The sequence below is a fragment of the Chromobacterium haemolyticum DSM 19808 genome (assembly GCF_000711885.1).
Taxonomy (GTDB): Bacteria; Pseudomonadota; Gammaproteobacteria; order Burkholderiales; family Chromobacteriaceae; genus Chromobacterium; species Chromobacterium haemolyticum.
Genome location: NZ_KL543996.1, coordinates 68658 through 80343, shown reverse-complemented (window position 1 = coordinate 80343; position 11686 = coordinate 68658). Strand labels below are relative to the sequence as shown.

The following is an 11686-nucleotide window of genomic DNA, read 5'->3' as shown; positions in this document are numbered from 1 at the left end:
TCGCCGCGCCGCGGCGCTTGCGCTTACTGACGCTCCCACACCTGAGAACGGAAGAAGGGGCCGATGTAGCCGCGCACGCGCAGCTTCTTGCCGTCTTCGATCAGCTTGGCGCCGGAGGTGTAGATCTTGCCGGACTTGGGGTCCAGAATTTTGCCGCTGCCCCACTCGGCGCCGTCTTTCTTCAGCCCCCAGAGGATTTGCATGCCGTTTACCGGCTTGCCTTTGCGATCGCCTTCGCATTTGTCGCACACCGCTTCCGGGTTGGCGAACAGCTTGATGATCTTGCCGTTCAGTTCCCCGCTGGCGCTTTCCGTGATCTGCACCAGGGCCTTGGCCTGCTTGGTTTCGTCGTCTATCGTCTTCCAGACGCCGGCGGCGCTGTCGGCCAGCGCCATGTGGCTGAACAGGCCCAGCACGGACGCCAGGCAGGCGGCTTTGGCGAATTTGCTCATCTTGATTTCCTCGCGAGTCGGGCCGAGAGGCCGCTCCGCGAACGGGCGGCCGCATCGGCCTTTTAATTATCAGAACGCCGCCCCGGAATAGCCGGCACGCCGAAAAGAAACGTTGGTTTGGAGCAGCGGCTCTAGGATGCCAACAGCCAATGCCGCCGTCAAGAATGGAGACGAAGAGCGATGAAACTCACAAAGATATCTCTCCACGCCCTACCCTATGCACTCGCCCGCCCACCAGGATGCCGCCCTCGGCGTCCACTTGCAGATGCAGCACATTGGGCCGCGTCAGCGCCGCCCCCTGCTCCACCCGCCACTGCAAGGGTCCCAGGCCGTTGAGCGCGCACCAGCCGCCCAGATTGGCGCAGGCCGATCCGGTGCCTGGATCTTCCAGCACTGCGCCCCGCTGTTCGAAAAACAGCCGCACGGTGGCGACGCCGCCGTCCTCGTGCCACAGATAGGCGACGCTGCGCCCCGGCCTCAAGGTGGCGTCGCGCAGCAGCAAGGCATGCACCGGACGGGCGCGCAACACCGCGCCGGCGCTGGCGGCGCGAATCAGCAGCTGTTCGCTGCCGGTGTCCACCCATACTGGCTCCAGCGCGATGTCCTCCTCGTCCAGCCCCAGCATCGCCGCGGCCTGAGCACGGCTGAGGCCGGCGGCGCGCGCGCTGGGCGGGTTCGCCCGCAAGGTGTAAACGCCGTCGCTGTGGAGGATGGGAATCAGGCCGGCGTTGGTGCGCAACTGAAAGCGGGAGTCCAGCTCCCCGCGCCAATGCAGCACCGCCGCCGCGCCCAGCGTGGGATGGCCGGCGAACGGCAGTTCCTGGCTGGGGGTGAAGATGCGCAGCCGCGCAGCCGCCTCCCCGTCCGGGAACAAAAATACGGTTTCCGACAGATTCATCTGTCTGGCCAAGAGCTGCATCTCGCGCTCGTCCAGCCCGCTGGCGTCGGAGAACACCGCCAGTGGATTGCCGCCGAAGCGCTCCTCGGCGAACACATTGACCAATTCGAACGAATACCCGCTCATGCCCCCTCCCGGAATGGATGACACGCCGCCGCGGCCAGTTTTTCCTCGACGCCGGCCAGACGCTCGGCCAGGGACTTCCTGGCCGGCGCCGCCGCCAAGGACTGCCGCAAGCGCCGCTGTTGAAGCTCCAGACCATGACAGCGGCGACGCGCTTTGTCCAGTTCCCGCGCTTGCGCACTCTCAGCGCGGCTGCGTTGCGCCTGTCGCCGCCGGGCCTCGCGCGCCTCTTCGGCGGCCCAGCGCCGGCTTTGGGCCTGGGACTCGGCCACGCCCCGGCGCTGGCGCTCATCCTGTTCCACCACGCTCAACGGGGGCGGCCGGAACGCTTCCGCCGCGCCGCCGTCGGCGCAGGCCCGGTCGCGGTAGGTCAATCCGCCTTCCGCGTCCCGACATTTGTAAACCTGGGCCCAGACCAGGCCCGGCAGCAATAACAACAGTGCGATCCAGATGCTCATGCGACCTCCGCGGCAGGAATGAACGATCCGGATAGTTAACATGAAAAAAGGCGGCCTGGGCCGCCTTGTGGTCTGACATTTCGAGCAGTTGGGCTGCTCAGAGCCTGTTTACGATCTCGCGAGCAAGAGCGAGACAAGGCGAAAACGGCTGAGAAAGCGGAGTGTACACACGGTACACGGGCCTTCTGAAGCTGTTCTCAACGCCGTATCGCCAACGCGCAGCAGATCGTGAACAGGCTCTTAGAGCACCAGAACCGCTTCCGCCTCCACCAACACGCCCTTGGGCAGGCTGGCCACGCCCACGGCGGCACGCGCCGGGAAGGGTTGGCTGAAATACTGGCCCATGATTTCGTTGAAGGTGGCGAAATTGGACAGGTCGGTCAGGTAAGCGTTGAGTTTGACGATCTGGTCCAGGCTGCCGCCGGCGGCTTCGCATACCGCCTTCATGTTCTTGAACACCTGGTGGGTTTCAGCGGCGAAACCGCCTTCCACCACGTTCATGGTGGCCGGGTCCAGCGGGATCTGGCCGGACAAGTAAACGGTGTTGCCGGCTTTCACGGCTTGCGAGTAAGCGCCGATGGCGGCCGGGGCCTTGTCGGTGTGAATGATTTCCTTAGCCATTATTCATCTCCTTCTTTCAGGAACAGGGTTAATAAGTCATTGAGGAAGCGTTGGCCCTTGAGCGTGGGCCGCAACATCACGGCGTCGCGCTCAATCAGGCCTTGCGCCTCGGCTTGCGTCAACGCGGATTGTATGCCGGACAGCGGCAGACCGGTGCGCTCTTGGAACAGGCGCAATTCGAAGCCTTCGGTCAGCCTCAGCAGGTTCATCATGAATTCGAACGGCAGTTCGTCGCGCGTCACCTTGCGGCTGCTTTGCAAGGGCTTGCCCTCGGCCACCGCTTTCAGATAGGCGGCCGGCTGCTTGTGACGCATCTGACGGACAATGCCCGCGTGGCTGCTGATCTTGCCGTGGGCGCCGGCGCCGATGCCGACATAGTCGCCGAACTGCCAGTAGTTGAGATTGTGCCGCGCGCGGCGGCCCGGCCGCGCGAAGGCCGAGGTTTCGTAGTGCTCGAAACCGGCGGCGGCGAGCCGCGCTTCGATCGCCTCCTGCATATCGGCGGACACTTCGTCGTCCGGCAGATTGCGCGGCGTCTCTGCGGCAAACAGGGTGTTGGGCTCTATCGTCAGGTGATAGGCGGACAGATGAGTAATCCCATAGGACAGTGCGGTGTCCAGATCGGCCAGCGCTTCGTCCAGGGTCTGCCCCGGCAACGCGTACATCAGGTCCAGATTGACGTTGTCGAAGTGGCTGAGCGCGATGTCGATGGCGCGACGCGCCTCCTCGCCGTCATGGATGCGGCCCAGCGCCTGCAAATGCGCAGGCTTGAAGCTCTGGATGCCGATGGACAAGCGGTTGATGCCGGCCTCGCGGTAGCCGCGGAAACGCTCGGCCTCGAACGTGCCGGGATTGGCTTCCATGGTGATTTCCGCATCCGGCTGCAGACGCATGCGCGCGCGCACGCCGGCCAGCAGCGCGTCCATCGCCTGCGGCGAGAACAGGCTGGGCGTGCCGCCGCCCATGAAGATGCTGGTCAAGGGACGGCCCCAGACTTCCGGCAGGCTGAATTCTAGATCGCGCAGCAAGGCGTCGACATAGGCCATCTCGTCGAAACCGCTCTTGGGCTCGTGCGAATTGAAGTCGCAATACGGGCACTTGCGCACGCACCACGGGAAATGGATGTACAGCGACAGCGGCGGCAGCTCCGTCAAAGCGGGCTGCCCGCCCAAGCCCCCAAGCGCGGACAGCGAGATCTTGGTCACCTGCACGTTGCGGCTCCTTGTCGCTTCAGCCGGGCGCAGAAAGGAAGGAAGGGCTTCATGCCAGCGCGCGCAGCTTGGCCAGCAGCGCCTGCATCGCCTGGCCGCGGTGGCTGACGCGGTTCTTCTCCGCCGCATCCAGTTCGGCCACGCTACAGCCGTGTTGCGGCAGCCAGAAATGTGGATCGTAGCCAAAGCCGCCCGTGCCGGCCGCCTCGTCTTTCACCTCGCCAAACCACATGCCGTCCGCCACCAGCGGCTGCGGATCGTCGGCGTGGCGCACCAAGACCAGCACGCAGTAATACCAGGCGCGGCGGTTGGCTTCGCCTTGCAGCGCCGCCACCAGCTTGGCGTTGTTGGCGGCGTCGGACTTGGGCTCGCCGGCGTAGCGGGCCGAATACACGCCCGGCGCGCCGGACAACGCCTCGACGCAGATGCCGGAGTCGTCGGCCAACGCCGGCAAGCCGGTCATGCGGCTGGCGTGGCGCGCTTTTTCCAGCGCGTTTTCCAGGAAAGTGTGGTGGGGCTCCGGACATTCCGGCACCTGCAGTTCCACCTGCGGAATCACTTGTATGCCCAGCGGCGCCAGCAGCGAGGAGAATTCCTTCAGCTTGCCGGCGTTGTTGCTGGCCATCACTAATTTGTCGAACATTGAGAACTCCATCGAATGCAACGCAGCCCCGACGACGCCGGGGCTGCGGACATAAGTATAAGAACTTATTCAAAGTCTCGCGAGCTAGCGCGAGACAAGGCGAAAACAGCTGAGAAAGCGGAATGTACAAGTGGTACATGAGCATTTCGAAGCCGTTTTCAACGCCGTATCGCCGACGCGCAGCAGACTTTGTTCAAAACAAGCTTAACGGCTGACCTTCACTTCCGTCCACATCCGCGCCAGCGAGCGCCGTTCCACCGGCGTCAGCTCACGCAGCACCGTCCATTTCTTCACGGTGTCCGGCGTCGGATCGATCACCGGATGGGCTTTCAAATCCGCGCGGAAAAAGGGGGCGGCGGTTTTAACCGGATTAGTGGCGCCGTTAAGGTTGGTCAGTTGGGCGGCGTTCTTGCCGTCCAGCATGAAGTTGATGAACTGATGCGCCAGGTCCGGGCGTTTGGCGCTGGCCAACACCGCCATGGTGTCCACGCCCAGTTCATTGCCTTCCTTCTGCGCCACATTGGCGATGTGGAAGCGGCGCTTGGCCTGCCGCGCGTCCTCGGCGGCCTGGAAGAACTCGGTGGAATAGCCCAGCGACACCCAGATATTGCCCACTGCCAGCTCTTTCAGATAACTGGCGTTGGAGAAGGTGGCCCAGTAGGGCTTGGCCTGCTTGATCACCGCCTGCGCCGCGCGATAATCCGCCTGGCTGGCGGTGTTCGGGTTCTTGCCCAGGTAGAACAGCGCGGCGGCGAACACCTCGCGCGAGCTGTCCAGCACGGTGACCTTGCCCTTGATCTTCTGCAGCACCTTGGGATCGAAGATCACGGACCAGCTGTGCGGATCGATGCCCAGTTTCTGCAAGCGCTCCGCGTTGTAGCCGACCGAGGTCAGCGACAGCACCGTGGGCACGGTGTAACGGTTGCCGGGATCATAGCTTTGGGACAAGTAAGCGGGGTCGACGTTCTTCAGATTCGGCAGCTTGGCGTGATCCAGCGGCCGCAGCAGCTTCTGTTTGCTCATCGCCTGGATCACGAAGCTGGATGGAAACACCATGTCGTAACCCTTGGCCCCGGCCGCCAGCTTGGCCAGCATTTCCTCATTGTCGCCGTAGTAATTCTGCACCACGCGGCAATCACAGCTTTTCTCGAACTGACGGAGGATGGCGTCCGACAGTGAGCCGCTCCAGTTATAGATGTGCAAGACGTCCTTGGGTCCGGCCCAGACGGCGGACGACAGGATGGAGGACAATAGGACAAGCTTCAGCGGTTTCAATTCAGATTCACCTCCAGACGGCCATGACCAGCATGGCGAACAGAAAAGGCGGCAAGCCGCCATGGCGGGTTTCCCTCTTGGGAAGCCCCGCGACGTAGAACCTGTTCAAAGTCCGCTTAGCATCGACAAGCGTCGCGTTCTGATGCCCATGCGCGGTAGGCGCATTAACGCTTCTTCAACGGTTTCGGTCTTGTCTCGCGCTAACCAGCGAGACTTTGAACAAGCTCTTAAATACGGCGGCGTCGGGCCCTGCCTCAGCAAGAGCAACGCTCTCGCCTTGCTACAGCAGACCCCGGCGCCGCGAATCCGTTCCTGGCCGCAACGGCCAGGCGGTTTATTCGGCGCGGCGGGCTGCGCCCAGCGTCGCCTCCAGCGCCTGTTGCAGCAGGCGCTCGTCGGCGCCGTCCAGCAATTTGGCGTCGGACAGCATGCGCCGCCAGTTGCGCGCGCCGGGAATGCCCTGAAACAGGCCCAGGATGTGGCGGGCGATATTGCGTGTCTTGTGGCCCTCGGCCAGACGCGCCGCCACATAGGGCATCATCGCGGCCACCACCTGTTCTCGCTCCGGCGCGGCGGCGACGCCGTAGTAGCGCTGGTCCCAATCCGCCATCAGCCAGGGGTTGTGGTAGGCCTCGCGCCCCACCATCACGCCGTCGACGTGGCGCAGATGCTCGTCAATGTCGGCCTGGCTTTTGACGCCTCCGTTGATCAGGATTTCCAGATCCGGACGCTCCTGCTTCAGCCGATAGACGTAATCGTATTTCAAGGGCGGGATTTCGCGGTTTTCCTTGGGGCTCAGGCCTTTGAGAATGGCGTTTCGCGCATGCACGATGAAAGTGCGGCAGCCGGCGTCCGCCACCTGGCCGACGAAATCGCTCAGGTAATCGTAATGCTCGATGCGGTCGATGCCGATGCGGTGCTTGACCGTCACATCAATGGACACCGCGTCGCGCATCGCTTTGACGCAGTCGGCCACCAGCTGCGGCTCGGCCATCAGGCAGGCGCCGAAAGCGCCTTTCTGCACCCGTTCCGACGGGCAGCCCACGTTCAGATTGACCTCGTCGTAGCCCCACTCCGCCGCCAGCTTGGCGCAACGCGCCAGCTCCGCCGGCTCGCTGCCGCCCAGTTGCAAGGCCAGCGGATGTTCCGCCTCGTCGAAACGCAGGTGGCGTTCAACGTCGCCATGCAACAACGCTCCGGTGGTCACCATCTCGGTGTACAGCCAGGCATGCCGAGTGATCTGACGCGCGAAATAGCGGTAGTGACGGTCGGTCCAATCCAGCATCGGCGCCACCGATAGACGGCGCGGCGGCAAGCCGTCGCTGTTCCCAACCCTAGAATGCTGCACTCCGCTGTCCTGCATCGTATCCATATCCACCCGAAACCAGATCGCCGCTCAGCGCCGGCTGCAGACCGGCCCGCCATCGCGCTAAGCGTTTGAAAAAAGGCATGAATTATCCTCCCGCACCCGAACAAGGGTCAAGCATTTAGGCAAAAACACCGAGCAATCAAAGGGATATGGCGATTATGGCCCAACGATTCTCCCCCGCAGGCAACTTTTTCAAGAATTGAATTTCATAAGCTTTAACTACGGCGACCGCATCTTCGCGCCGGACGCGCCCTGGCAGGGGTGTCTGGCGTGCCAATCCATTACTAACAAGAATCATTCACAAATGAATATATTCATGAAAAGAGAATCCAGCCCTCGCGCCTGTCCGCCGGACCAGCGTTGCAGGCTGTCGGGCGGGCCTGCCCGTCATTCCGGATGTTTCCACTTCAGCACAAGGTTGACCCATGTTTAAACCATACTCCCTGCGCTTACCGGCGCTGATGCTATTGCCGGCGCTGTTGAGCGGCTGCCTGGACCAGCCCAGCGTCGAACAGCAAGCCGCGCGCATCGTCGAACAAATGAGCCCCCGCGAGAAAATCGGCCAGAAAATCATGATGGCCTTCCGCTACTGGTGCCCGGACGATCAGCCCGCCTGCACCGCCGGCATGACCGAACTGCCGGAAGCCGCCAGCCGCTCCTTGCGCGACAACGCCATCGGCGGCGTGATTCTGTTCGCCAACAATCTGACCGATCTGCAGCAAACCCGCCGCCTGTCCGAGCAGATCCGCAAGGCGCGGCCGCAAAACAGCCCGGTCGGCCTGTTGATTGGTTCTGACCAGGAGGGCGGCAATGTCTTCCGCTTGCCGCGTCCGCTGGCCACCAGCTTTCCTGGCAATATGGCGCTGGGCGCCGCCTATGAAGCAACTCGGGATAGTGGCCTGGCCCGCGACTCCGGCCGCGTGCTGGCCGCCGAGATCCGCGCCGTCGGCTTCAACGTCAACTTTGCCCCGGACGTGGACGTCAACAGCAATCCGCTCAATCCGGTAATCAATGTCCGCGCCTACGGCGACGACCCCGCCACCATCAGCCTGCTGGGCCAGGCCACGACGCAAGGCATGCGCGAGCAAGGCGTGATCGGCTCCTTCAAACACTTCCCCGGCCACGGCGACACCGCCACCGACTCCCATTACGGTCTGCCCGTGGTCAACAAATCGCGCGCCGACGCCTACGCCATCGACCTGGCGCCCTACCGCCAAGCCATCGCCTCCGGCCAGCCCCCGGAGATGATCATGACCGCCCACATCCAGTACCCGGCGCTGGACAACAGCCAAATCACCGCCCGCAACGGCGAACGCATGATCGCGCCGGCGACCATGTCGCGCAAAATCCAGCACGATCTGCTGCGCGGCGAGATGGGCTACCAGGGCGTCACCGTCACTGACGCGCTGGACATGAAGGGCATCAGCGATTTCTTCGAGCAGGCCGACGCGGTAATCAAGGTGTTCCAGGCCGATGTCGACATCGCGCTGATGCCCACCGAATTCCGCACCGCCGCGCAAGCCGGCCGGCTGCGTCAATTAATCGACCAAGTAGCCGCCGCGGTGGCGGACGGACGGATAGACCGCGCCGAACTGGACCGCTCGGTGCGGCGCATCGTGGCGATGAAGTTGCGCAACGAGGTCACCCCTGCCGGCGAAGCCAAGCCGTTGCCGGAGTTGAGCACCATAGGCGGTGCGGAACACCGCGCGGTGGAAGATAAGATCACCCGGCAATCCATCACCCTGCTGCGCAATCAGGGCGCGGCGCTGCCGTTGCGCTCGCCCAGCCAGCGCATCTTCATCCTGACGCCCTGGGGCGAGCAGGCCGAGGCGATGCGTCGCCGCTTTGATGAGAAAGGCTATCGCCAAGTCAGCGGCGCCAAGCTGAGCGCCACGCCGTGGGAGGCCCAGAAACAGGCGATCGATCAGGCCGACGTGGTCGTCATCGGCACCCTGGCCACCGGCGTCAGCCCGGTGGAGCGCAACGGCGACCCCAACGCGCCGGCCCTTGCGCCTCGACTGAAACGCAGCCTGCCGACTGAAGCGGCGTCGGCGCCGATGTCCGGCAACGGCTCCCTGGTCTTCAACGTGGCGGAAGACCTGCCGTCCTTGCAAACCCGTTTCGCCCGCAGCCTGTCCGCGCCGCCGCTCAGCGAGGCGCAACAAATGCGCAATGCGATGGAATACGCCAAACGGCAAGGCAAGAAGCTGATCCACGTGACCTTGCGCGCGCCTTACGACGTGATCAATTACGACGATCTGGCAGACGCCACGCTGGCCACCTACTCCTACTACGGTTATGAGAACGGCCTGCGCGGGCCCTCCATGCCGGCGCTGGTGGACGTCATGCTGGGCGCGAACCCGCCGGGCGGCAAGCTGCCGGTGGCCATCCATGCGCTGGATGAAAACGGCCAGCCGGGCGCGTTGCGCTACGCGCGCGGTTTTGGGCTGAGGTTCTGACGAAGCATCGCTCTTCTTAACCCTCCTCCTAACGCACCGCGGCCCTCCGGCCGCGGTGTTTTCTTTTGTCCTTGCGGGGGCGGAGCCGCAACCCCAAGGCATTCGCATCGAAATAGACACAATTTATACTGTATGAATATTTTGTGCGCTGCAGTATCATGAGATTGAACTCGCGGCTGAAGACGCCCGCACAACAGGGCCGCAAGCCGCGCGGAACCGGGCTACCCTCAAATAAGAAAGCAAGCGCATGGCCATAGAATCCAACGCTGTCCTGCCGGACTTCGCCGCGTGGAGCATGTCCAAGGACTTTCCCAGCGGTCATCAAGTCGGCCGCCACCAACACCGCGAAGGCCAACTGATTTTCGCCGTCTCCGGCGTGATGGAGCTGTCTACCTCCGACGGCCTGTGGCTGGTGCCGCCGCAGCGCGGCGTCTGGATGCCCCCGGCGGTGGAGCACAGCATGCGTGCCCGCGGCACGGTGTCCTTGCGCACGCTGTACATACAGTCCCCCCGCTACTTGGCGCAGTTGCCGCGTCACTCCAAAGCCATCGCCATTTCGCCGCTGATGCGGGAAATCATCATCCGCCTGATGCGCACGCACGCCATTCCCCACGACAACCAAAAAGAAGGCCGCTTGCTGGATTTACTGATCGACGAAATCGAATGGTCCAGCGAAACGGCCTTGCCACTGCCCCCGCTGGGCGACCCGCGCTTGCAACGGGTATGCTCGGCGATTCTGGCCAATCCAGGCGACCGCCGCGGCCTGAGCGAATGGGCGGAACTGGTGGGCGCGTCCAGCCGCACGCTGGCGCGCTTGTTCCAACAGGAGTTGGGCGTGTCCTATCTATACTGGCGCCAACAAGTATGCGCAATGGCGGCCCTGCCGCGGCTGGGCGCCGGCGAGCCGGTCACCCTGATTGCCTCCGACCTGGGCTACGAAACCCCCGGCGCGTTTTCCTCCATGTTCCGCCGCATTATGAACGCGGCCCCCAGCCAGTACTTCTCCTGAGCTCATAAGCTGTTCAAAGCCGCGCCGGCAAAAGCGAGGCTTTGAGCAGCCACTCCTCCACCTCGCGGCCCCGCGCGCCGACACAGCTTTGCCGCAGCGCAGCATGATTGTCCGTTTTGACGCAGCAATTGTCCGCTTGCAAGAAGCCTGAGCCAAACCGTTTCAATATGATAAATAGCTATTGAAACCGCTGTCTGGCCAGGTGACCATGTCCCATCCCAACTACGACGCCAAACGCTATTGGCTGCTGATTCTGGCCGCCACCTTTTTGTTTGGCTCCACCTTCCCCACCTCCAAGATCGTGCTTTCGGAAATGCCGCCCTTATGGGCGGCGGTGGCGCGCTTCACCGCCGCCGCCGCCGGCATCGTCCCCATACTGCTGTGGCAGCGCTTCCGCTATCCGCGCGCTTTCGTCCGCCCGCGCCCCTGGGGCGTGCTGGCGCTGATCGGGCTGCTGCAAACCGCCGGCTCGATGGGCTTTCTCAATATCGGGCTGCGCAGCACCACACCGGCCAAGGCCGCCATCCTGATGGCCTGCACCCCCTTGATCGTGGCCTTGATGTCGCGGCTGGCGCTAAAGGAAAAAATCCACCCTCTGGCCGCCGTCGGCCTGGTCCTCGCTTTCTTCGGCGTCGCCGTCTGCATCGGCTTGAACAAGCTGGACGGCTTCGGCGCCGGCGACGCGCTGGTGCTGTGCGGCGCGGCCTGTTGGGCCGCGTCCACGCTGGTGATCAAGGGCAGCCGCATCGTGATCAACGTCTGGGCGCTGACTTTTTGGCAGATGCTGGTCGGTTCGGCCTGCCTGGCGCTGCTGGCCTGGGCCGGCGGAGAAGTCCCCGCCCCGCCGCACAGCGAGCGGGTGTTGGCCGCCTTTTTGTGGCTGGCGCTGCCGGCCACCACCGGGGCCATGGCGCTGTGGTTCATGGCGCTGGACCTGGGCGGCGCGGTGCGCACCAGCGGCTTCCTGTTTCTATCTCCGCTGTTCGCCACCCTGATTTCCTTTGTCGCCTTCGGCTATTCGCTGTCGTTGCATGAACTGATCGGCGGCGTGCTGATCGGCGTTGGCATTTATCTGGTGTCCAAGCGCCCAACCGCCGCCGCGCAGCCTCAAACCGCGCCCGCCGGCGACCAGATCTGAGCGCCGTCGCTTTTTACCCTTTATTCACAT

General features: G+C 63.6%; 11 protein-coding genes. 3 read left to right on the top strand and 8 right to left on the bottom strand.

All coding sequences use genetic code 11. The annotated features are described in order from the left end of the window. Positions 1-23: 23 nt before the first annotated feature. From BR71_RS21850 to dusA, 8 genes are all read right to left on the bottom strand, one after another. A complete protein-coding gene (locus BR71_RS21850) occupies positions 24-452 on the bottom strand; it encodes a DUF2147 domain-containing protein (protein WP_043590748.1) in 429 nt (142 codons plus the stop codon). 187 nt (positions 453-639) lie between these two features. Further along, positions 640-1476: a PhzF family phenazine biosynthesis protein gene (locus BR71_RS21845; RefSeq protein WP_043642173.1), complete on the bottom strand. Its 837-nt coding sequence runs from the start codon at positions 1474-1476 to the stop codon at positions 640-642. Beyond that, the gene (locus tag BR71_RS21840; protein ID WP_043642171.1) at positions 1473-1931 is read right to left on the bottom strand and encodes a DUF4124 domain-containing protein; all 459 of its coding nucleotides are present in this window, start codon (positions 1929-1931) and stop codon (positions 1473-1475) included. Before BR71_RS21840 ends, BR71_RS21845 begins: the two co-directional genes overlap by 4 nt. 240 nt (positions 1932-2171) lie before the next feature. Beyond that, positions 2172-2552, bottom strand: a complete 381-nt coding sequence (locus BR71_RS21835; RefSeq protein WP_043642167.1) for a RidA family protein — start codon at positions 2550-2552, stop codon at positions 2172-2174. After that, positions 2552-3763, bottom strand: coding sequence for a radical SAM family heme chaperone HemW (hemW, locus tag BR71_RS21830; protein WP_043642165.1), 1212 nt, complete (start codon positions 3761-3763; stop codon positions 2552-2554). Before hemW ends, BR71_RS21835 begins: the two co-directional genes overlap by 1 nt. Before the next feature lie 49 nt (positions 3764-3812). Then, the gene (gene rdgB, locus BR71_RS21825; protein WP_019104483.1) at positions 3813-4406 is read right to left on the bottom strand and encodes an RdgB/HAM1 family non-canonical purine NTP pyrophosphatase; all 594 of its coding nucleotides are present in this window, start codon (positions 4404-4406) and stop codon (positions 3813-3815) included. A 204-nt stretch (positions 4407-4610) separates the two neighbouring features. After that, positions 4611-5681 carry an ABC transporter substrate-binding protein gene (locus BR71_RS21820; protein ID WP_019104484.1) on the bottom strand — a complete coding sequence of 357 codons (1071 nt, stop codon included), beginning with the start codon at positions 5679-5681 and terminating at the stop codon, positions 4611-4613. A gap of 334 nt (positions 5682-6015) precedes the next feature. Further along, entirely contained in the window at positions 6016-7044 is a 1029-nt protein-coding gene (gene dusA / locus BR71_RS21815) for a tRNA dihydrouridine(20/20a) synthase DusA (protein ID WP_052371008.1), read from the bottom strand. Between the two features lie 431 nt (positions 7045-7475). Here dusA and BR71_RS21810 point away from each other — a divergent pair, with 431 nt between their 5' ends. The 3 genes from BR71_RS21810 to BR71_RS21800 all read left to right on the top strand — a co-directional run bounded on the left by BR71_RS21810 (position 7476) and on the right by BR71_RS21800 (position 11656). Further along, complete coding sequence (locus tag BR71_RS21810; protein ID WP_043642162.1) at positions 7476-9509, top strand: glycoside hydrolase family 3 protein; 2034 nt, start codon at positions 7476-7478, stop codon at positions 9507-9509. Between the two features lie 247 nt (positions 9510-9756). Beyond that, positions 9757-10518 carry an AraC family transcriptional regulator gene (locus BR71_RS21805; protein WP_208854926.1) on the top strand — a complete coding sequence of 254 codons (762 nt, stop codon included), beginning with the start codon at positions 9757-9759 and terminating at the stop codon, positions 10516-10518. 208 nt (positions 10519-10726) lie between these two features. Further along, the gene (locus tag BR71_RS21800) at positions 10727-11656 is read left to right on the top strand and encodes a DMT family transporter (protein ID WP_043642301.1); all 930 of its coding nucleotides are present in this window, start codon (positions 10727-10729) and stop codon (positions 11654-11656) included. Positions 11657-11686 lie beyond the last annotated feature (30 nt).